20 protein-coding genes, 1 other RNA gene and 1 other annotated feature are annotated in these 21,828 nt (G+C 59.2%); of the genes, 16 read left to right on the top strand and 5 right to left on the bottom strand.

Features of this window, described 5'->3' with window-relative positions; translation table 11 throughout:
• Positions 1–11: 11 nt before the first annotated feature.
• Positions 12–806 carry an OBAP family protein gene (locus SANT_RS10560; protein WP_025422260.1) on the bottom strand — a complete coding sequence of 265 codons (795 nt, stop codon included), beginning with the start codon at positions 804–806 and terminating at the stop codon, positions 12–14.
• Between the two features lie 599 nt (positions 807–1,405).
• Here SANT_RS10560 and thrS point away from each other — a divergent pair.
• From thrS to SANT_RS10485, 15 genes are all read left to right on the top strand, one after another.
• Positions 1,406–3,334: a threonine--tRNA ligase gene (gene thrS / locus SANT_RS10555; protein ID WP_025422259.1), complete on the top strand. Its 1,929-nt coding sequence runs from the start codon at positions 1,406–1,408 to the stop codon at positions 3,332–3,334.
• Positions 3,335–3,337: 3 nt separating this feature from the next.
• On the top strand, positions 3,338–3,880 hold the full coding sequence (infC, locus tag SANT_RS23340; RefSeq protein ID WP_071882016.1) for a translation initiation factor IF-3: 543 nt from the start codon (positions 3,338–3,340) through the stop codon (positions 3,878–3,880).
• A gap of 82 nt (positions 3,881–3,962) precedes the next feature.
• Positions 3,963–4,160 carry a 50S ribosomal protein L35 gene (gene rpmI / locus SANT_RS10545; protein WP_011411240.1) on the top strand — a complete coding sequence of 66 codons (198 nt, stop codon included), beginning with the start codon at positions 3,963–3,965 and terminating at the stop codon, positions 4,158–4,160.
• A 43-nt stretch (positions 4,161–4,203) separates the two neighbouring features.
• Positions 4,204–4,560, top strand: a complete 357-nt coding sequence (gene rplT, locus SANT_RS10540) for a 50S ribosomal protein L20 (protein ID WP_025422258.1) — start codon at positions 4,204–4,206, stop codon at positions 4,558–4,560.
• A gap of 92 nt (positions 4,561–4,652) precedes the next feature.
• Positions 4,653–4,776, top strand: a sequence feature (Phe leader region).
• Complete coding sequence (gene pheM / locus SANT_RS24100; RefSeq protein WP_148296353.1) at positions 4,658–4,723, top strand: pheST operon leader peptide PheM; 66 nt, start codon at positions 4,658–4,660, stop codon at positions 4,721–4,723. (Overlaps the previous feature by 66 nt.)
• A gap of 95 nt (positions 4,777–4,871) precedes the next feature.
• Positions 4,872–5,855 (top strand): phenylalanine--tRNA ligase subunit alpha, encoded by a 984-nt coding sequence (gene pheS / locus SANT_RS10535; RefSeq protein WP_025422257.1) that lies wholly within the window; start codon positions 4,872–4,874, stop codon positions 5,853–5,855.
• Positions 5,856–5,870: 15 nt separating this feature from the next.
• On the top strand, positions 5,871–8,258 hold the full coding sequence (gene pheT, locus SANT_RS10530; protein WP_025422256.1) for a phenylalanine--tRNA ligase subunit beta: 2,388 nt from the start codon (positions 5,871–5,873) through the stop codon (positions 8,256–8,258).
• Between the two features lie 4 nt (positions 8,259–8,262).
• Entirely contained in the window at positions 8,263–8,559 is a 297-nt protein-coding gene (ihfA, locus tag SANT_RS10525) for an integration host factor subunit alpha (RefSeq protein ID WP_011411244.1), read from the top strand.
• Between the two features lie 666 nt (positions 8,560–9,225).
• A complete protein-coding gene (locus SANT_RS10515) occupies positions 9,226–9,687 on the top strand; it encodes a DUF2502 domain-containing protein (RefSeq protein ID WP_025422254.1) in 462 nt (153 codons plus the stop codon).
• Positions 9,688–9,951: 264 nt separating this feature from the next.
• The gene (gene btuC, locus SANT_RS10510; RefSeq protein WP_025422253.1) at positions 9,952–10,956 is read left to right on the top strand and encodes a vitamin B12 ABC transporter permease BtuC; all 1,005 of its coding nucleotides are present in this window, start codon (positions 9,952–9,954) and stop codon (positions 10,954–10,956) included.
• A 45-nt stretch (positions 10,957–11,001) separates the two neighbouring features.
• Positions 11,002–11,553 (top strand): glutathione peroxidase, encoded by a 552-nt coding sequence (locus SANT_RS10505; protein WP_025422252.1) that lies wholly within the window; start codon positions 11,002–11,004, stop codon positions 11,551–11,553.
• Between the two features lie 3 nt (positions 11,554–11,556).
• Complete coding sequence (gene btuD, locus SANT_RS10500) at positions 11,557–12,342, top strand: vitamin B12 ABC transporter ATP-binding protein BtuD (protein WP_038668471.1); 786 nt, start codon at positions 11,557–11,559, stop codon at positions 12,340–12,342.
• A gap of 7 nt (positions 12,343–12,349) precedes the next feature.
• Positions 12,350–12,817, top strand: coding sequence for a C40 family peptidase (locus tag SANT_RS10495; RefSeq protein ID WP_257720064.1), 468 nt, complete (start codon positions 12,350–12,352; stop codon positions 12,815–12,817).
• 21 nt (positions 12,818–12,838) lie between these two features.
• The gene (locus SANT_RS10490; protein ID WP_025422249.1) at positions 12,839–13,855 is read left to right on the top strand and encodes a lipoate--protein ligase; all 1,017 of its coding nucleotides are present in this window, start codon (positions 12,839–12,841) and stop codon (positions 13,853–13,855) included.
• A gap of 96 nt (positions 13,856–13,951) precedes the next feature.
• Positions 13,952–15,403, top strand: a complete 1,452-nt coding sequence (locus tag SANT_RS10485) for a protein adenylyltransferase SelO (RefSeq protein WP_025422248.1) — start codon at positions 13,952–13,954, stop codon at positions 15,401–15,403.
• Between the two features lie 72 nt (positions 15,404–15,475).
• Here SANT_RS10485 and SANT_RS10480 read toward each other — a convergent pair whose 3' ends face one another.
• The 3 genes from SANT_RS10480 to ppsR all read right to left on the bottom strand — a co-directional run bounded on the left by SANT_RS10480 (position 15,476) and on the right by ppsR (position 18,908).
• The gene (locus SANT_RS10480; RefSeq protein ID WP_148296271.1) at positions 15,476–16,588 is read right to left on the bottom strand and encodes a hypothetical protein; all 1,113 of its coding nucleotides are present in this window, start codon (positions 16,586–16,588) and stop codon (positions 15,476–15,478) included.
• Between the two features lie 347 nt (positions 16,589–16,935).
• Positions 16,936–17,982 (bottom strand): 3-deoxy-7-phosphoheptulonate synthase, encoded by a 1,047-nt coding sequence (locus SANT_RS10470; RefSeq protein ID WP_025422245.1) that lies wholly within the window; start codon positions 17,980–17,982, stop codon positions 16,936–16,938.
• 104 nt (positions 17,983–18,086) lie between these two features.
• Positions 18,087–18,908 carry a pyruvate, water dikinase regulatory protein gene (ppsR, locus tag SANT_RS10465; RefSeq protein WP_025422244.1) on the bottom strand — a complete coding sequence of 274 codons (822 nt, stop codon included), beginning with the start codon at positions 18,906–18,908 and terminating at the stop codon, positions 18,087–18,089.
• A gap of 183 nt (positions 18,909–19,091) precedes the next feature.
• Between ppsR and ppsA the strand changes: the two genes are divergently transcribed.
• Entirely contained in the window at positions 19,092–21,467 is a 2,376-nt protein-coding gene (ppsA, locus tag SANT_RS10460; protein ID WP_025422243.1) for a phosphoenolpyruvate synthase, read from the top strand.
• A gap of 108 nt (positions 21,468–21,575) precedes the next feature.
• On the opposite strand, the gene rprA is transcribed toward ppsA, so the two are convergent.
• An RNA gene (gene rprA, locus SANT_RS23335) (antisense sRNA RprA) lies at positions 21,576–21,680 on the bottom strand.
• Between the last annotated feature and the right edge of the window lie 148 nt (positions 21,681–21,828).

Below are 21,828 nucleotides of genomic sequence, written 5' to 3'. Positions count from 1 at the left end.
CGCTCGACATGTTAACGCAATTTTCCGTCGCGGGTCTGTTCCGACGCCGAAAAGTCGCTCGTTCCTCGCACCGCTTCCCCCCCGCCGTTGACCCGTTGCAACTGGATGGTCTGCCCGCTTTCCCAGGCGTTCGCCCCCGCCTGTACGGGGTGAGCGGTGATAGCGCGGCGTTGCTGGCGGATTTTTTTCGTGTCGACGCCAAAACGACGATCGCGGTCTGCCAGCAACTGAGGATCCAATTGACCGTCGGCGGTGAAGCCCATCATAAGGGCCGGAATACCCAGCGGCAGCGTGTTATTCCGATCGGTATGCCAGGTATGCCACGTTTTGCCATAGGTGTTGACTATTTTCGCCATTAACGCGCGCTCTGCCGGGGCGGGGAAGCCTGGCGCAATAAGCGTGCCGGACTTTATTTCGTACTGGTGGCTATGCCAAAGTTTTTTCTCTTCCAGGGGCAATGGCTGAAAAAGTCTTTCGCTGATGATGTATTCCACGCCCATCAGTCTGGCATCGCGGGTATTGCCATCATAAATGACGGCCTGCATCACTTCCTCATTCAAGACGGTGACGTAATGGTGCGCTTCCATTTGCCCATTCTTGTCGCCATTGTAAAAGTGAAAACCATCCAGATAGGCGCTCATGGCATCGACGGGGGGACGCGATTGTAATAGCGCGGCGCCTGAATTGAGAAACTTCAGCCCGGGGGACAGCGGTTTACCGGGCGAAGCGACCTGGGGCGGCGTGTTATTGGCGCCGCAGCCCATGAGAAGTGAGATCAAGCATAATGAGAAAAAGTAACGTTCCATTGTCGATTTCCTAGATACACAGCGAACGGGGATCGGCGGTGGGTTATCATCCCGGACAGCGTCTGATGCGTTATGCGCGGCCCGCTTTTGCCTGAGCTTGCCTACTCTTAGCTATGCGCGTTATGGATCTTGCGGCTAAACCCGCCCGTCCGCGCCGCCCTCAGCGTGATGCGCGGCGGCGGGGTTGGGCAGCGCGCTAACATAACGTTAGACGACGCGCGGGCGGTTTGCCTTCAGAGGGTAATGTCCTACCGCGCTGGGAGACCCAAACCGGTCCCCCATAGGAGACCTCCCCTTTATGCTCTGCATCTTCCCACGCGTCTGCTGATTATCCCGCCGGTGCAATGATGCGCAGGATGACAAAAAAGGGGAATCCCCGCGTCGGATGCGCTGAATAAAGAGGATTTTTTCCTGCGAGGGTGTTAAAATCCTGCCGGTTGACATGTAATGCAGGAGTGCCAAGCGGTTTGTGTTCCTCCTCGTGTACATATTTCGCAATGTGTAGCGAAATAGCATGTTAAACCCTTTAAAATTTAATATTTGTTCTGTTTGTAAGTGATCTTGCGTATGGATCACCACTGCAAATTAAGGAAACCCGCATGCCCGTTATAACTCTTCCTGATGGTAGTCAGCGTCAGTTTGCACATCCCGTTTCTCCCCTTGATGTTGCGCGCGATATCGGTCCCGGCTTGGCCAAAGCCTGCATTGCCGGCCGCGTTAACGGGGAGCTGGTGGATGCGGTCGACGTCATTGAGCACGATGCCCAGCTTGCCATCATTACCGCCAAAGATGAGGCGGGGCTGGAAATAATCCGCCACTCCTGCGCGCATTTATTGGGGCACGCCATCAAGCAACTGTGGCCGAATACTAAAATGGCTATCGGCCCGGTCATCGATAAAGGCTTTTATTATGATGTCGATCTCGATCATACCCTGACCCAGGACGACCTCGACCGGTTGGAAAAGCGCATGCACGAACTGGCCGAAAAAGATTACGACGTTATCAAGGAAAAAGTCAGCTGGCAGCAGGCGCGCGATGCGTTTGTCGCGCGGGGCGAGGATTATAAAGTGGCTATCCTCGACGAAAATATCAGCCGCGACGATCGTCCCGGGCTGTATCATCATGAAGAATATGTGGACATGTGCCGCGGTCCGCACGTGCCCAATATGCGTTTTTGCCACCACTTTACCCTGCAAAAAACCTCCGGGGCTTACTGGCGCGGCGACAGCAAAAACAAAATGCTGCAGCGCATTTACGGTACTGCCTGGGGCGATAAAAAACAGCTCAATACCTATTTGCAGCATCTGGAAGAGGCGGCGAAACGCGATCACCGTAAGATCGGCAAGCAGCTTGACCTCTATCATATGCAGGAAGAAGCGCCGGGTATGGTGTTCTGGCACAACGATGGCTGGACCCTTTTCCGCGAGCTGGAAGCTTTCGTCCGGATGAAGCTGAAAGCCTATCAGTATCAGGAAGTGAAAGGGCCGTTCATGATGGACCGCGTGCTGTGGGAAAAGACCGGCCACTGGGACAATTACGCCGAGCATATGTTTACCACCTCGTCGGAAAACCGGGAATACTGCATCAAACCGATGAACTGCCCAGGGCACGTGCAGATTTTCAATCAGGGGCTGAAGTCTTACCGCGATCTGCCGCTGCGCATGGCGGAGTTCGGCAGCTGCCACCGCAATGAGCCCTCCGGTTCGCTGCACGGTCTGATGCGCGTGCGCGGCTTTACCCAAGACGATGCCCATATCTTCTGTACCGAAGACCAGGTACGTGATGAAGTAAACAATTGCATCAAAATGGTGTATGATGTGTACGCGACGTTTGGCTTTGAGAAAATCCTGGTCAAACTGTCTACCCGTCCGGAAAAGCGCATCGGCAGCGATGATGTCTGGGACCGGGCGGAGCAGGATTTGGCCGCCGCGCTTACGGAAAATGGTATTGCCTTTGAATACCAGCCGGGCGAGGGGGCTTTTTATGGTCCTAAAATTGAATTTACGCTTCTCGATTGCCTGGATCGTGCCTGGCAATGTGGTACGGTGCAGTTGGACTTTTCGCTGCCCGGTCGTTTGAACGCCTCCTATGTGGGGGAAAATAACGAACGGGTGGTGCCGGTCATGATTCACCGCGCTATTCTGGGGTCAATGGAACGGTTCATTGGCATCCTGACGGAAGAGTATGCGGGTTTCTACCCGACCTGGCTGGCGCCAACGCAGGTCGTCATGATGAACATTACCGATAATCAGTCGGAATATGTCGCAAAACTGACGGAAAAACTGTCGGCGGCAGGTATTCGGGTGAAAGCAGACTTGAGAAATGAAAAAATAGGCTTTAAAATCCGCGAACATACTTTGCGTCGAGTCCCTTACATGCTGGTCTGCGGAGATAAAGAGATGGAAGCAGGCAAGGTCGCCGTGCGTACACGCCGCGGTAAAGACCTGGGCAGCATCGACGTTAACGAGATTATTGCAAAGCTGCAGCACGAAATCCGCAGCCGTAATCTTCATCAACTGGAGGAATAAAGTATTAAAGGCGGAAAACGAGTTCAACCGGCGCGTCCCAATCGTATTAACCGAGAAATCCGCGCCGCAGAGGTTCGTCTGACGGGTATCGACGGCGAGCAGATTGGTATTGTCAGCCTGAATGAAGCGCTTGAAAAAGCTGAGGAAGCGGGCGTTGATTTAGTCGAAATCAGCCCCAATGCCGAGCCGCCGGTTTGCCGCATCATGGATTACGGCAAGTTCCTCTATGAGAAGAGCAAATCCACCAAAGAACAGAAGAAGAAACAGAAAGTTATTCAGGTTAAGGAAATCAAATTCCGGCCTGGTACCGATGAAGGCGACTATCAGGTAAAACTACGCAACCTGGTTCGCTTTCTGGAAGACGGCGATAAAGCCAAAATCACCCTGCGGTTCCGCGGACGTGAAATGGCGCACCAGCAGATCGGCATCGAAGTGCTTAACCGCGTTCGTGACGATCTGAGTGAACTGGCGGTAGTGGAATCTTTCCCCTCCAAAATTGAAGGCCGCCAGATGATCATGGTGCTCGCACCCAAGAAGAAACAGTAAGGCCTGACAAGTAAGGCGTCGCCACGCGTCGCCTTCGCCTCGCTGATTCATATTATTAACAATGCGGAGTAGAGATAAACTCATGCCAAAAATCAAGACAGTACGCGGTGCCGCAAAGCGCTTTAAGAAAACGGCTTCGGGCGGTTTCAAGCGCAAGCATGCTAACCTGCGTCATATTCTGACCAAAAAATCCACTAAGCGTAAGCGTCACCTGCGCCCGAAATCCATGGTTTCCAAAGGAGATCTGGGTTTGGTCGTGCGTTGCCTGCCGTACGCGTAAGCGTCATTTTAACTGGTTCGAATAAGACTTTAGGAGAGAGCATATGGCTCGCGTAAAACGTGGTGTGGTAGCACGTGCACGTCACAAAAAAATCTTGAAACAAGCGAAAGGTTACTACGGTGCCCGTTCGCGCGTTTACCGCGTCGCCTTCCAGGCGGTTATCAAAGCAGGTCAGTACGCTTACCGTGACCGTCGTCAGAAGAAACGTCAGTTCCGTCAGCTGTGGATCGCGCGTATCAACGCCGCGGCCCGTCAGAACGGTATCTCTTACAGCCGGTTTATCAATGGCCTGAAAAAAGCGTCCATTGAGATCGACCGTAAAATCCTGGCGGATATCGCCGTGTTCGACAAAGCGGCTTTCACCGCTCTGGCCGAGAAAGCGAAAGGCGCCCTGGCGTAAGCCGGTTGAAGAAGAGGGAGCCGGTCTCCCTCTTTTTTTCGCCGCAGGGCGAACGGTAGCAGAATGGATATCTTCACGTTAACAAGGTAATGCAAGCATGAATGCTGCTATTTTCCGTTTCTTTTTTTACTTTAGCACCTGTTTCCCGGGGGCTTGCGCGTAAGTCAAGAAACGAAAAATAGCGCTAGAGCCTCCCGAAGTGGAGGCTTTTTTTATTGCTGGCCAGCGGCGCCGGGCGCGCTGCAGGGCCAGACGGCGACCTCGCTCATTTTTACGGTTAAGCCATCTACGGCAGGAAGAAGAGGAAAGCAATGCCACATCTCGCAGAGTTGGTTGTGCAGGCCAAAGCCGCCATCGAACAGTCCCAGGATATGGACGCATTAGAGTTGGTGCGCGTCGAATATTTAGGCAAAAAAGGGCATTTTACCCAACAAATGCAGGCGCTGCGGGATCTGGCGCCGGACGCGCGGCCTGCGGCGGGTGCGGTCATAAACCAGGCCAAGCAGGACGTGCAGCAGGCGCTGGCCGAGCGCAAGATTACGCTGGAACGGTCGGCGCTGGAGACGCGGCTGGCGGCCGAGACAATAGACGTTTCGCTGCCGGGGCGGCGCATGGAAAACGGCGGGCTGCATCCGGTCTCGCGCACCATCGCGCGCATTGAGCATTTTTTCGGTGAGCTGGGCTTTTCGGTGGCCACCGGCCCGGAAATCGAAGATGACTACCATAATTTCGACGCCTTGAATATTCCGGCGCACCATCCCGCGCGCGCCGATCACGATACGTTCTGGTTCGACGCCACCCGGTTATTGCGTACCCAGACCTCCGGCGTGCAGATCCGCACCATGAAAGCGCAGCAGCCGCCGATCCGCATTATCGCGCCGGGGCGGGTGTACCGTAACGATTACGACCAGACCCACACGCCGATGTTTCATCAGATGGAGGGGCTGATTATCGACACCGATATCAGTTTCACCAACTTGAAGGGGACATTGCATGATTTCCTGCGTAATTTCTTTGAAGAAGATTTGCAGGTGCGCTTTCGCCCGTCTTATTTTCCGTTTACCGAACCCTCCGCCGAGGTGGATGTCATGGGAAAAAACGGCCGCTGGCTGGAAGTGCTGGGCTGCGGCATGGTCCACCCGAATGTGCTGCGCAACGTCGGTATTGACCCGGAAATTTACTCCGGCTTCGCCTTCGGCATGGGCATGGAGCGGTTGACGATGTTACGTTACGGTGTCACGGATTTGCGCGCATTCTTCGAAAACGATCTGCGTTTCCTCAAACAATTCAAATAAAGGCGGGATAAACACATGAAATTCAGTGAACTTTGGCTGCGTGAATGGGTGGATCCGGCCATCGACAGCGCCGCGCTGGCGGAGCAAATTACCATGGCCGGACTGGAAGTGGACGGCGTGGAGCCGGTCGCCGGCCGTTTTACCGGCGTGGTGGTGGGCCAGGTCGTGGAGTGCCGGCCGCATCCCAACGCCGATAAATTGCGGGTCACCAAGGTCGATATTGGCGGCGAGCGATGGCTGGATATCGTCTGCGGCGCCCCTAACTGTCGCGCCGGTCTGCGGGTCGCGGTGGCCACCATCGGCGCCCTGCTGCCGGGGGATTTCAAAATCAAAGCCGCTAAACTCCGCGGCGAGCCGTCGGAGGGCATGCTGTGCTCGTTTGCCGAATTAGGCATTGCCGGCGACCATGACGGTATTATCGAACTGCCCGCCGATGCGCCTATCGGCCAGGATATCCGCGACTATCTTCAGCTGGAAGACAATACCATCGACATCAGCGTTACGCCGAACCGGGCCGATTGCCTCGGGTTGCTGGGCATTGCCCGCGATGTCGCGGTGCGTAATCGCATGCCGCTCGTGCAGCCGGTTATCGAGACGGTGGCGCCGGTTATCGGCGATACGCTGCCGATTCGCGTTGACGCGGCCGACGCCTGTCCACGCTATTTGGGCCGGGTAGTGAAAAATATCGACGTCAGCGCCCCCACGCCGCTGTGGATGAAAGAAAAATTGCGCCGCTGCGGCCTGCGCTCGGTGGACGCGGTGGTGGATATCACCAACTTCGTGCTGCTGGAACTGGGACAGCCGATGCATGCCTTTGACCGCGATCGCATTGAGGGCGGGATTGTGGTGCGTTATGCCGGGCAGGATGAGGCGCTGACCTTGCTCGACGGCAGCGACGTCACGCTCTCGCCCGATACGCTAGTGATTGCCGACCACGGCAAAGCGCTGGCGATGGCGGGGATCTTTGGCGGCGCCGCCTCCGGTATCAGCCCGACGACCCGCGACGTGGTGCTGGAATGCGCCTTTTTCCAACCGCTGGCCATTACCGGCCGCGCCCGCCGTTACGGGCTGCACACCGATGCGTCGCATCGCTATGAGCGCGGCGTGGATCCGGCGCTGCAGCCGCGCGCCATGGAGCGGGCCACGGCGCTGTTGGTCGCCATCTGCGGCGGTCAGCCGGGGCCGGTTATCGAGGTGACTTCCGCGGCTGCGCTGGCGCCACCGGCCACCATCACCCTGCGCCGGAAAACGCTGGACCGGCTGATTGGCCATGTTATCCCGGACCAGGACGTGAGCGATATCCTCAGCCGTCTCGGCTGTCAGGTCAGCCGCACCGAAGCCGGCTGGCAGGCCCTGGCGCCGAGCTGGCGTTTCGATATGGCTATCGAAGAAGATTTGATTGAGGAAGTCGCGCGCGTATACGGTTACGACGCCATTCCGAATGTGCCGGTGCGCGCCGAACTGGTGATGCCGCTTCATCGTGAGGCGGCGCTGCCGCTGTCGCGCGTGAAAATGCTGCTGGTGGATCGCGGTTACCAAGAAGCCATCACCTATAGCTTTGTCGACCCTAAAACCCAGGCGCTGCTCCATCCGCAGCCGGCGCCGCTGGTACTGCCAAGTCCGATTTCCCAGGATATGTCCGCCATGCGTTTGTCGTTATGGACCGGCCTTCTTGGCGCGGTGGTCTATAATCAGAATCGTCAGCAGCAGCGGATCCGCCTGTTTGAGAGCGGATTGCGCTTTGTTCCTGATAACGCAGCCGACCTGGGAATTCGTCAGGATCTTATGCTGGCCGGGGTTATTGCCGGTCCGCGCTTTGATGAACATTGGGATCAGGCGCGCCAGCCGGTGGATTTTTACGATGCCAAGGGCGATCTTGAGGCAATACTTGAGCTTACCGGTAAATTAGACGATATTGAGTTCAGGGCACAACGGCATCCCGCGCTTCATCCGGGGCAGAGCGCCGCAATTTATCTTAACAATGAAGCCATTGGATTAATTGGCGTTATTCATCCCGAGCTTGAGGCGAAACTGAATTTAAATGGCCGTACGCTAGTGTTTGAACTACTCTGGGAGAAGGTTGCCGAGCGTAAAGTGCCTGAAGCGAATGACATTTCCCGCTTCCCTGCTAACCGCCGCGACATTGCCGTGGTGGTGGCTGATGACGTCGCCGCAGCAGATATTATCGCGGAGTGTAAGAAAGTTGGCGCAAATCAGTTAGTTGGCGTAAACTTGTTTGACGTGTACCGGGGCAGGGGCGTAGCGGAAGGTTTTAAGAGTCTGGCTATCAGCCTGATCTTACAGGATACCGCTCGTACACTGGAAGAAGAGGAGATTGCCGCGACCGTTGCGAGATGCGTGGCGGCACTGAAGCAGCGATTCCAAGCATCCTTGAGGGATTGAACTTATGGCGCTTACTAAAGCTGAAATGTCAGAATACCTGTTTGAAAAGCTCGGGCTGAGCAAACGGGATGCCAAAGAAATAGTGGAACTGTTTTTTGAGGAAGTGCGCCGGGCGTTGGAAAATGGCGAGCAGGTAAAATTATCAGGCTTCGGTAATTTTGATTTGCGCGACAAAAATCAGCGGCCAGGACGCAACCCAAAAACGGGCGAAGATATTCCCATCACCGCCCGTCGGGTAGTGACTTTCCGCCCGGGGCAGAAATTGAAAAGTCGTGTCGAGAATGCCTCACCGAAAGAGTGAGACGCACGCCACTCGGGCGCTTACGCGTCAGCTTTTCGCTTCACCGCTTTGGCTTGCAGCGGCTGACAGAGTCCTGGCCTTAGGGCCGGGACTTTGCTTCTTTTGTGGGCTGGCCGACGGTCAGGTCGACAGGCGGCCCGCTGCTGGCCGGCCTGTTGCCGTACCTCAAACAAACCCACGCCTGACCCGCTAATTAGCCACCCTCCCGTCGGACCGACAGCTGACCCATCCGTTCGCCGCGGGGTAGCGCCGATGCAGCCTGTAAACGCCTTGACGAGGGCGCTCATCATGATCCCAGCCCGCCGTGGTCGGCGATAAAACGGCACTTGCCGCCATCGCGGTATTGTCTGCGCATCCGCCAGCACAGAGGGCTCACAAATAAACGCCTTCTCCATCCCCCGTCCCGCAATTGTCACTTGCCCATGACCAGCGCCGCGTTTGCCGATGAAAACGCCCGCGCCCGATGGCTTTGCGCGCGCCGGCGGCCGGGCGAGCGGCGCATTGGCCCATGAGATGGCCCTACGCCCGGCCACCGACGCGCCGCAATCATTGTCAGGATTCGGTAAGGAAACGGTAAGCGCTGTGCAAATCAGACGTTGTCTGATAGTGGCCGCGGGGCGGCATTGCTATAAACGCCGCTTAGGTCGTCCGCGATAAGGTCCTCTTATGAATGGAAAAGCATGGGTATTGTCGGTGGCGTTGTTGTTGCCGGTGGGGAACGCGCTGGCGGGAGTGGCGGTGGAGATCGTCACCCCTGGGGTGGTGTTGCACCTAGGCGATCGGGATCGCCGCGGCTATTATTGGGACGGGTATGATTGGCGTCCGCCCCAGTGGTGGCACGAACATCGCGGCCGCTATTGGGGAGAGCGCAATCGACATGGTTACTACTGGAATGGTTGGCGTTGGGTAACGACATTGCCGCCGCGGCGCCATCACCCGCCGCCGCCTCCGCCGCCGCACTTTTACCGCCCGCCGCCCGTTCACCCTCCCCGTGTGCCTGCGCACCCGCCTCGGCCGCCGGCGGGCGCGCCCCATCACGGCGGGCCGCACGGCCAGGGGCATCACGCTAAACCCGCCCCCCACGACCACGGCGGTGGCGATCGCTACCGGAAACCGCCAGCGCCTTAAACAGGCGTTAACGTTATTCCTGCCAATATCATTGAGGCCCGGGCTGCATCGCCCGGGTTTTTTTTGCCTTACGCAGGGCGGTAGGCGTCACGAAAGCGCCGCGTTGACCGGTTTTTTTTCGCCTTCTGTGCGTCAGGCAGCGGCGCGGCCCGCCAGCGCGCTTACGGCGCTATCACTTTCAATAGGATAACGTTAGGATAGAGGCATTATGGGCCGGCGGCATAGCGCGCCGGCGTGAGTGGGAAGGCAGGGAGTGATGGCAAAATGACCGCCTCGGGCGATCCGGGCTACGCCCGTTTGCTGAAAAGGCAACAGCGATACGACCGGCGACGGCTGGTCCTGCTCGGGTTACTGTTGCTGGCGGCGCTGATTTTCAGCCTCAGCGCCGGTGAAATCTGGCTGTGGCCGACGCGCTGGCTGAGCGAGGATGCACGGCTGTTTATCTGGCAATTGCGCTTGCCGCGCACGCTGGCGGTGGTATTGGTGGGCGCGTCGCTGGGGATGGCGGGGGCGGTGATGCAGGGCATCTTCGACAATCCGTTGGCGGAGCCGGGCCTGCTCGGCGTCGCCAACGGCGCCGGTATGACGTTGACCCTGGCGGTCCTGTTGGGCGGCGGCCGGCTGCCGGTGTGGGTATTGGGGCTGAGCGCGGTGGCCGGCGCGCTGCTGATGACGCTGGCCCTGCTGACATTTGCGCGTCGCCAGGCGTCTAACGCACGGCTGCTATTGACCGGCGTGGCGCTGGGGATCTTGTGTGGCGCCGTGATGACCTGGCTGATCTATTTCAGCAGCAGCCTGGATCTGCGCCAATTGCTTTATTGGCTGATGGGCGGATTCAGCGGCGTGGACTGGCGCGATAAATGGCTGATGCTTTCGCTGTTACCGTTTCTGATCTGGCTTGGCAGCTGCGGTCGGGTACTGAATCTGCTGGCGCTGGGGGAAGCGTCCGCGCAGCAATTGGGATTGCCGGTCTATTTCTGGCGCACCAGCTTCGTGCTGGCGTTCGGCTGGATGGTGGGTATCAGCGTCGCGCTGGCCGGCGCCATCAGCTTTATTGGTTTGGTGGTGCCACACATACTCAGGTTGTGGGGGCTAAACGATCACCGCGCGCTGTTACCCGGATGCGCGCTGGCCGGCGGCGGTTTGTTGCTGCTGGCGGATGTCGTGGCGCGCGTGAGTCTCCGGGCGGCGGAAATTCCGGTGGGCGTGGTTACCGCCACGCTCGGCGCCCCGGTGTTTATCTGGCTTTTGATCCGCGTGCGCGGCTAGCCTGGCTCGGCATAGGGTCGCGAACGCAACAGCAAGGAGGGTAGGATGCATGAAACACTTTACACGTTGCCGCTGAAGTCTCTACAGGGCGATATCACCACCCTCGAACCCTATCGCGGTTCGGTGCTGCTGGTCGTCAATGTCGCCTCCAAATGCGGCCTTACCGACCAGTACGCGGGGCTGGAGCGTCTTTATCAAACCTGGCGCCATCAGGGATTTGAAGTGCTGGGTTTCCCGTCCAACGAATTCGCCGGCCAGGAGCCGGGCAGCGATGAGGAGATCCTGGCGTTCTGCCGCGGGACATTTGGCGTGCAGTTCCCCATGTTCAGTAAAATTACAGTGAACGGCGAGCATCGCCACCCGTTGTATCGCGAGCTGATCGCCGCCTGCCCCGAGGCGATCCCGGCGCCGCAGGGGACGCTGTCTGCGCGGTTGGCCGCCAAAGGGCTAACCCCGGCGCACAAACAGGACATTCAGTGGAACTTCGAGAAATTTCTCGTCGGCCGCGACGGCTGCGTGCTGGCGCGTTTCGCGCCGGACGTGACGCCGGAAGACGCGCTTATCCTTGACGCGCTCCAGCGGGCGCTGGCGCAATAAACGATGGCATTAACGGCACCCTTGCTATCCTGGCTGCTGCGGGCCCATGACATCCAGGTGCCGGGCCGTTTGCGGCCGCTGTCGCGCGCCGTCGCCGCCGGCAGGCGTATTCACATCATCGGCCCCAATGGCGCCGGCAAAAGCACGCTGCTGGGGTGCCTGGCCGGTTTGCAGTCTTTTCGCGGCGATGTGCAGATGCTGGGCAAAGCGCTCACCGCCTGGACGCCCGGTGAACTTGCCCGGCGGCGCGGTTATCTGCCGCAGTTAACCCGCAGCGGCGGCTCGCAGCCGGTGTTTCACTATTTGCACCTGCATCAGCCGGCGACGGTCGACGAGCGGGCGGTGGGACGGGCGGTGGCGACGATTGCCGGGCGACTGGCGCTGACGCCGATGCTGGCGCGGCCGCTTAACGCGCTTTCCGGCGGGGAATGGCAGCGGGCGCGGCTGGCGGCGGTCATGCTGCAAGTCTGGCCGACGCTCAATGCCGATGCCCGCCTGCTGTTGCTGGACGAACCCGCCGCCGGTTTGGATATCGCCCAGCAGGTGGCGCTCGACCAATTAATTGCCCTGTTAACCGCCGCGGGCTTAAGCGTGCTGATGTGCGCGCATGATATCAATCATACCTTACAGCACGCCGATGAGGTTTGGCTGATGGCGCAAGGCGAGCTGGTGGCGGCAGGTACCGCCGCCGAGGTGATGACCCCTGACGTGTTGGCGAAAGTGTTCACCGTCTCGTTCAGCCAGGTGTCGGCCGGCGGCCGTCGCTGGCTAATGCCCTGTGGGGAGTGAAGGGATAATGAAAAGGATGCCCGTCTTACTGTTGGGGCTGTTACTGTTGTTAGCCGGCTGTAGCCACCATGCGCCGCCGCCGGATCCGCGCCTGTCCGATTCGATCATGGTTATTGCCAAGCTTAATGACCAGCTTAATCAATGGTACGGCACCCCCTACCGCTATGGCGGTATGAGCCCGAGCGGGCTGGACTGTTCCGGTTTCGTTTACCTGACCTTCCGCGATCGTTTCGACATCCTGCTGCCGCGGACCACCGAAGCGCAGACCGATATCGGCAGTAAAGTCGATCGCGATGAATTGCTGCCCGGGGATTTGGTGTTTTTCAAAACCGGCAGCGGTCGCTATGGCCTGCACGTCGGCATTTATGATACCGACAACACTTTTATTCACGCCTCCACCAGCCGCGGTGTCATCCGCTCGTCGTTGGACAATAGCTATTGGCGCAAAGCCTACTGGCAGGCGCGGCGCATATAAGGCGCGGCGCCGGGAGAATCCATGTCATCATTACGTTTACTTTTATCTGACTCGCACGACCCCTGGTTTAATCTGGCGGTGGAGGAGTGCATTTTCCGCCAGATGCCGGCCAGTCAGCGGGTGTTATTTTTATGGCGCAACGCGCAGACCGTGGTTATCGGCCGCGCGCAAAATCCCTGGAAGGAGTGCAACACCCGCCGTATGGCACGCGACGGTATACGTCTGGCCCGCCGCAGCAGCGGCGGCGGGGCGGTGTTTCATGACCTGGGCAACACCTGCTTTACCTTTATGGCCGGCAAACCGGAGTATGATAAAAGTCTCTCCACCGCCATCATGCTGGACGGCCTGCGGCGGCTGGGGGTCGAGGCCCGCGCCTCGGGACGCAACGATCTGGTCATGGATACGCCCGACGGCGAACGCAAAATCAGCGGTTCCGCCTACCGTCAGACCGCCGATCGCGGGTTTCATCACGGCACGGTATTGCTGCACGCCGATTTAAGTCGTCTGGCACACTATCTGAATCCCGATGTTAAAAAGTTACAGGCCAAGGGGATAACTTCGGTGCGCTCGCGCGTGGCGAACGTGGCTGAACGGGTGCCCGGGCTCGATCATGCCAAGCTATGTCAAAGCGTGCAGCAGGCGTTCTTTGACTACTACGGCGAGTCGGTGGCGCCGGAGCGCATTTCGCCGCAAAACACCCCCGACCTGCCGGGGTTCGACGACCAGTTTCGTCGACAAAGCAGTTGGGAGTGGAATTTTGGCGCCGCGCCGGCCTTCAGCCACCTGCTCGACACCCGTTTTGTCTGGGGGGGCGTGGAGTTGCATTTTGACATTGAACATGGCGCAATAAGCCGCTGTCGTATCTTCACCGATAGCCTGAACCCCGCGCCGCTGGAAGCCCTGGCGGAGCGGCTGCCGGGCGTACCCTACCGGGCGGAGGCGGTGGCGGCATGTTGTCGGCAGTTGCAAGCGTGGTGGCCAGAGGAGCGCGCGTCGCTGACGGCGGTGGCGGATTGGCTCGCGGCCAGCCTGCGTTAACGTGCACGTCTTTCACCGCCGGCGCGCCGTCACCGCGCCGGCGGCAAAAAGTCGGACGCGCGGATAGCGCCGGCTATACTGAGGGCAGGAGGGCGTATGCCACACTATCCGGTTTTTACCAACAGTTACCATCGCTGTCTGCCCGGCTATTACAGCGAACTGACGCCGACGCCGCTCAAGGACGCGCGCCTGCTTTACCATAATGACGCGCTGGCGCGCGACCTGGCGCTCGATTCGGCGCTGTTTACCGGGGAGGAGACCGGCGTGTGGTCCGGCGAGCGTCTGCTGCCCGGGATGCAGCCGCTGGCGCAGGTGTACAGCGGGCATCAGTTCGGCGTCTGGGCCGGCCGACTTGGGGATGGCCGCGGCATACTACTCGGCGAGCAGCAGTTAGCGGAGGGCAAAAGCGTTGACTGGCATCTAAAAGGCGCGGGTCTGACGCCGTATTCGCGCATGGGGGATGGGCGAGCGGTGTTGCGTTCGGTCGTGCGTGAATTTCTCGCCTCTGAAGCGCTGCATCATCTCGGTATCGCCACCACCCGCGCGCTGACGATCGTGACCAGCGAAGAGCCGGTATGGCGCGAGCAGCCGGAGCCGGGGGCGATGATGATGCGTATCGCCGACAGCCATGTGCGCTTTGGCCATTTTGAACATTTCTATTATCTGCGCCAGCAGGACAAAGTGACACGGTTGGCGGATTACGTCATTGAACGACACTGGCCGTCGCTGGTGGGCGTCGAGGGCCGCTATCGGCTGTGGTTGTCCGATGTGGTCGCGCGCACCGCGCGGATGATTGCCCACTGGCAGGCCAGCGGCTTTGCCCACGGCGTGATGAATACCGACAATATGTCGATACTTGGCCTGACGATCGATTATGGCCCCTACGGTTTTCTCGATGCCTGGCAACCGGATTTTATCTGTAACCATTCCGACTATCAGGGTCGCTATGCGTTCGATAACCAGCCGGCGGTGGCGCTATGGAACCTCAACCGCCTGGCGCAGTCCCTGGCCGGCCTGATGCCGGTAGCGGATTTGCAGGCTGCGCTTTCAGGTTACGAGCCGGCGCTGATGGCGGCATATGGCGAGCGGATGCGCGCCAAATTGGGGTTAACGCGGGCGGACGAACAGGATAATGCACTGCTGACGGATTTATTGGGGCTGATGGCGCGTGAGGGGGCCGATTATAGCCGAACCTTTCGTGCGCTCAGCCTGACCGAACGGCGGGACCCGCACACGCCGTTGCGCGATGATTTTATCGACCGGGCGGCGTTTGACGACTGGTTTGCCCGTTACCGGCGGCGGCTGGCGGACGAAACGCGTGATGACGCCGCGCGGCGGCAGGCCATGCTGGCGGTCAACCCGCGCATTGTGCTGCGCAACTATCTGGCTCAACAGGCGATTATGGGCGCGGAAAAGGGGGACGTTCGCGAACTGGCGCGGCTGCATCAGGCTTTGCGCGATCCCTACCGCGACGATCCCGACCAGGATGATTTGGCGGCGCCGCCCCCCGACTGGGGGCGTCATCTGGCCATCTCCTGCTCCAGCTAACGGCGCGAGGGCAAAGACCCGTCTCGGCGGGCGCCTTTCAGGGGGCGGCGAAGGTCCGCTGGCTTGCGCCGCTCATGTCAGCCGGCGATGTTTTTCGCTATAATGACGAATAAGCATCCAGGCATCCCCTCCCTCCGCGCCGTTCATCGCCATGATACCGAATCGGGATTCGTAGCGGGAACCGTTCAGCGCCGGCATCAGCGTCAGGCAGAACAGATCCCGGCGCCGCTGCGCCTCCTCCCACTGCACGGAAATCGCCGTGTGCAGGGTGTCGCGCACCAGCGTGATCTTTAAGCGCAGAAATTGATGTTTCTGGAAACCCAACTGCGACAGGCTCACCCGGTGCGCGATGGCCGACGCCGAGGAGGGGTGTGCCGCCGTTTGGGCCACCAGAGCGTTGTCGGCGGTGCGGGTGAGGGTAAACACCGGCTGCCGGCTGCCGTCGTCCATTTTTTGCATCACGGCAAAAAAAGTCACGTCACCGCGAAAGGAAAGCGCGCCATCCAGCCGATAAGTCGAATGAATTTGCGGCGGATAGCTTTTCTTGGCAGCTAAGATAGCGTGAGATCCGCCGTCGTTGTTGGCGAAAAGGCACAGCAGGTTGGCCGACTCCCGGTCATTGGTCATGTGCGTATAAAACAACAATCGCCGCTGCTTAAGTTGATAAAGGCAGTGGCTCATACAGTCGCCGGGCGGGTAGCTTTGGTGCTGAATGTCCACGCGGAAATGGCGCAAATCGCGGCTTGGGATACCGGTAATGCCGAGCGTGACGGTCTTGATATGTTTCCCCGTGGCGGGGGAAATCAAACCGCGGCAGGCCACGGGAGGCAGCGTCAGCGGCATTGCCTCTACCGTTTGCGCCTGCACTGACGTCAGTTGCGGTATCGCCTGGAGCGATGTCAATCTCGGCGTCGCGGCCGACGCCGGCGTCCGTCTTGGTGGCGGCGTCACGCTTGGCGGCAGCGCCCGTAACGGTGTCCGTCTTGACGACAGCGCTCGCAGCGGCGGCAGCGCTCGTAACGGCGTCCGACTTGACGGCAGCGCCCGCAGCGGCATCAGGCTTGGCGGCAGCGCCTGCACGCCTGCTAGCCGCTGCGCCAGCGCCGTGGTGGCCGGGGGAGGCGGCACCCGATGGGGAACGGTCAGCGCGCTCAGCGTGGCGCCATAGGAAAGGCTGGTTGGCATGAAAAACCTCGTGGCATTAAAGCGATAACGCTTGTCCGGGGAACGCCGGTGGGAAAGCCTGCGGATGGTGACGACATTAAGTTTACGCGCGTTTCCCCTCAAAAAAAAAGGGGTTATTCTTGCTGAAATGAGGGCGTGATAGTCGTTTGCCGACGGCAAAGGAGAGAGCGTGGCGAGGCAGGGAAGAGACGCGTCAGCCGATAAGGGTAAGACTAAATCGAACGGAGCGCCGGGCCTGCAATGGCGGCACCATTAGCGCGCCGCCGGCCGAGCGACGCGGCTGACGGCTGAAACCGCTGCGTCGTGCGGCGGGTGTTTATGACCGGCCCGCGCGGCTGATTGAACGGCTAGAAACGGCAATCCACCGCGTCGCTTAACATTGCCAGCAGGCGCTCGCTGTCCTCCCAGCCCAGGCAGGCATCGGTAATGGACTGGCCATAGACGAGAGGGGTACCGTCCCCCAGGCTCTGATTGCCCGCCACCAGATTGCTTTCGGCCATGATGCCCACCACCTGACGGCTGCCGTCGCGCAACGGTTGGCAGACAGCGCGCGCGACGTCCAACTGGCGTAAATACTGCTTTTGGCTATTACCGTGGCTGAAATCCACCAGCAAATGCGCCGGCAGCCCGAACGACGCCAGCTGCGCGCAGGCATCGTCGATCGCCTGCGGCTGATAGTTCGGCACTTTGCCGCCGCGCATAATAATGTGCCCATACGGGTTACCGCCGGTTTGATAAATGGTCATCTGGCCCTGCTTGTCCGGCGACAGAAATAAATGCGACGCGCGGGCGGCACGAATGGCGTCGATGGCGATCTGAATATTGCCGTCTGTGCCGTTTTTGAACCCGACCGGGCACGAGAGCGCCGACGCCATCTCGCGATGAATCTGGCTTTCGGTGGTGCGCGCGCCAATCGCCCCCCAACTTATCAGATCGGCAATATACTGGCCGGTGACCATATCCAGGAACTCGGTCGCCGTCGGCAGGCCCAATTCGTTGACCGCCAGCAACAGCCGCCGCGCGACCTCCAAGCCGTCATTTACCCGAAAGCTGCCGTCCAAACCGGGATCGGCGATTAACCCTTTCCAGCCGACGACGGTGCGCGGTTTTTCAAAATAGGTGCGCATGACGATTTCCAGGCGGTCCTGATATTTGACGCGCAGCGGATTCAGCCGGCGCGCATACTCCAGCGCCGCATCGGTATCGTGAATAGAGCAGGGGCCGATAATGACCAGCAGGCGAGGATCCTCGCCGTGGAGAATACGTTCAATACGCTGACGTACCCGCAGCACATTGTCGGCCATCACTGCACTTACCGGCAAGGCGGCGGCCAGCGCGGCGGGGGCAACCAATCGATCGATGCGCCGCGTGCGCAATTCATCTGTCTTTTGCATGCTTATCTCTAAAATGGGGACTTACCGCGGTGGCGTTACCGGGAAGCGATGATGCTCACGATACCCCAACCGGCGCTGAATTCAACCTTGCCCGGCAAAATTTGCTAATACATTCGCCGACTCATCCCCAGCACATCCATTATCTTTGCCGCAATCTCCTCCACGGAATGGTTGGTGGAGTTGAGATAACGGATATTATTATTGCGAAACAACGACTCCACTTCATTAATTTCCATACGGCACTGCCGCAGCGAAGCGTAGCGGCTGTCGCTCAGGCGTTCATCGCGAATGGCCGCCAGCCGCTCGGGATCAATCGTCAGGCCGAACAGTTTGGCGTGATGCGCCTTTAACGCCGCAGGCAGCGAGAGATTATCCATATCGTCGGCGATAAACGGGTAATTGGCGGCGCGAATGCCGTATTGCATCGCCAAATACAGACTGGTGGGCGTTTTGCCGCAGCGCGATACCCCGAGCAAAATAATTTGCGCCTGATCCAGATTGCGCAGCGAAATACCGTCATCATGGGCCAGGGTATAATCGATGGCGGCGATACGGGCATCGTATTTGCTTAAATTGGTGGCGGTCAGGCCATGGGTGCGGTGCGCCACCGGATCCGGCGCGATGCCCAATTCCTGCTGCAGCGGCCCGACCAACGCCTGCACCACATCCTGACAAAAGCCGGCGCTCTCCTCGATAATGTGCCGTACCGCCGGGGTCACGATGGAATAGAACACCAGCGGACGGACGCCGCTTTGCTGATGCAGCGCGTTAATCTGCTCGCGCACCGCGCGGGCGCGGGTTTCGCTCTCGACGAACGGCAGGGTGTAGAGCGTGGTCGTCAGGGGGAATTGCGACAAAACCGAGTGCCCCACCACTTCGGCGGTGATGGCGGTCCCATCAGAAATAAAAAATACGCTTCTTTCCATGGACGGCTCCCTTACCGGAATGCGGCTTAGTCTTAATTTGGGCGCTGGCACGATTCATATTGGGCGAGCGCACGGCGGATTATGCTAACCTCAAAGTAGGCTTTCCGCCTGTCGTCACGATAGCGACACGATGCTCGTGCACCTACACGATGTCCGTGCCCATAGTTAAAAAGGATGACCCAGATGCCGCAAAATGACAATGTTTCCGAAAATGTGCTGTGGTATGACCAGCTTGGTATGCACGATGTCGACCGGGTAGGCGGGAAAAACGCCTCGCTCGGGGAGATGATTACCCATTTGTCCGCCGTGGGCGTAGCGGTGCCCAATGGATTCGCTACCACCGCCCAGGCATTTAACGATTTCCTCACTCAAAGCGGTATCAACCAACGGATTTATCAACTGCTGGACCAGACCGATATCGATGATGTCGCCGCGCTGAGCAAGGCCGGCAGCCAAATTCGGCAATGGATTATCGACACCCCGTTTCAGCCGGGTCTGGAAGCCGATATTACCGCCTGCTATCAGCAGTTGTCGGCCGATGACGTCGATGCCTCGTTTGCCGTGCGGTCCTCGGCCACCGCGGAAGATATGCCCGATGCGTCCTTTGCCGGTCAGCAGGAAACCTTTCTCAACGTGCAGGGCATTGACGCGGTGATGACCGCCATTAAACACGTGTATGCCTCGCTGTTCAACGACCGGGCCATCTCCTACCGGGTGCATCAGGGTTACGATCACCGCGGCGTGGCGTTGTCGGCGGGGGTACAACGCATGGTGCGCGCCGACCTGGCCGCCTCCGGCGTTATGTTCACCATCGACACCGAGTCGGGCTTCGACCAGGTGGTGTTCATTACCGCCGCCTATGGGCTCGGTGAGATGGTGGTGCAGGGCGCGGTCAATCCCGATGAATTCTACGTGCACAAACCCACGCTGGCCACCGGCCGCCCCGCGGTGGTGCGCCGCAATCTCGGCTCCAAGAAGATCCGCATGGTCTATGCCGACAGCGCGGCCCACGGCGAACAGGTGCGTACCGAACCGGTCCCTGATGCGCTACGCCAGCGTTTTGCCCTGACGGATGACGAAGTGCAGGATCTGGCGCGTCAGGCGATGCTGATTGAGAAGCACTACCAGCGGCCGATGGATATCGAATGGGCCAAGGACGGCCATACCGGCAAGCTTTACATTGTACAGGCGCGGCCGGAAACCGTGCGATCGCGCGGGCAGGTGATGGAGCGTTACCGGCTCGAGCGCCGCGGCGAGGTGATCATCGAAGGCCGCGCCATTGGCCATCGCATTGGCGCGGGTCCGGTTAAGATTATCCACGATATCGGCGAGATGCACCGGATTGAGGCGGGCGATGTGCTGGTGACCGATATGACCGATCCGGATTGGGAGCCGATTATGAAAAAGGCCGCTGCCATCGTCACCAACCGCGGCGGGCGGACGTGCCATGCGGCCATCATCGCCCGCGAGCTGGGTATTCCCGCGGTGGTCGGCTGCGGCGACGCCACCGAGCGCATCGGCGACGGGCAATCGGTTACGGTGTCCTGCGCCGAAGGGGACACCGGCTACGTCTACCAGGAGATACTGCCTTTTGAGGTCGCCCGCTCGGATATTGATGAAATGCCCGCGCTGCCGCTGAAAATCATGATGAACGTGGGAAACCCCGATCGCGCCTTTGATTTCGCCTGCCTGCCCAATGACGGCGTGGGGCTGGCGCGGCTGGAGTTCATCATCAATCGCATGATAGGCGTGCATCCGCGCGCGCTGCTGGAATTCGACCAACAGACGCCGGCCCTGCAGCGCGAAATCACCGACATGATCCACGGCTACGACAGTCCGAAGGAGTACTACATTGCCCGCCTGACGGAAGGGATCGCCACGCTGGGCGCGGCGTTCGCGCCGAAACGCGTTATCGTGCGCCTGTCTGACTTCAAGTCGAATGAATACGCGAATCTGGTGGGCGGCGAGGCCTATGAGCCGGACGAGGAGAACCCGATGCTGGGCTTTCGCGGCGCCGGCCGCTACGTTTCCGACAGCTTCCGCGACTGTTTTGCGCTGGAGTGCGAGGCCGTCAAGCGGGTGCGCAACGAGATGGGGTTGACCAATGTTGAAATCATGATCCCCTTTGTGCGTACCGTGGCACAGGCGCAGGCGGTGGTCGAAGAGCTGGCGCGGCAGGGCTTGAAGCGGGGCGAAAACGGGCTGAAGGTGATCATGATGTGCGAGATCCCCTCCAACGCGCTGTTGGCGGAGCAATTTCTTGCCCACTTCGACGGCTTCTCCATCGGCTCGAACGATATGACACAGCTGGCCCTGGGGCTTGACCGGGATTCCGGTTTGGTGTCGGCGCTGTTCGATGAGCGTGATGACGCGGTCAAGACGCTGTTGTCTCTGGCTATCCGCGCCGCAAAAAAACAGGGCAAATATGTCGGCATCTGCGGGCAGGGGCCGTCCGATCACGAAGACTTCGCCGCCTGGCTGATGGAGGAAGGTATAGACAGTCTGTCGCTCAACCCCGATACCGTGGTTAGCACCTGGCTAAGTCTGGCTAAGAAATAATGGCGCCCCCGGGGCGCGAATTTAGCGTCCCGTCGAAAAACGCGCAGCGAAATAACCGGCGCCGGTCTATTACTACCGGCGCCATTATTTTATGGGATACAAAATTAATTAAAAAAAAGCCCATCATGAGAGATGGGCAAAGACTACACACAGCAATTCTGTCATGCCGGGGAGCATTAAAATCATCACTAAATCATAGAGCTAATAACACGCATAGTAGGGATAAACCGGCGGCACGTCACTCAGATTCATCCTATATAAGCGGCGTGCAACGACAGCGGTCCGGCGCGGGAAAATAACGGTAACGGTAAATAATGGCGGCGGTAAATATCGGTGATAAAATAATTGTTGGCACGGGCTG

It is taken from the genome of Sodalis praecaptivus, assembly GCF_000517425.1.
GTDB lineage: Bacteria > Pseudomonadota > Gammaproteobacteria > Enterobacterales > Enterobacteriaceae > Sodalis_A > Sodalis_A praecaptivus.
Note: the sequence above shows the minus strand (reverse complement) of the source record. Positions and strands in the feature narration are given on the sequence as shown.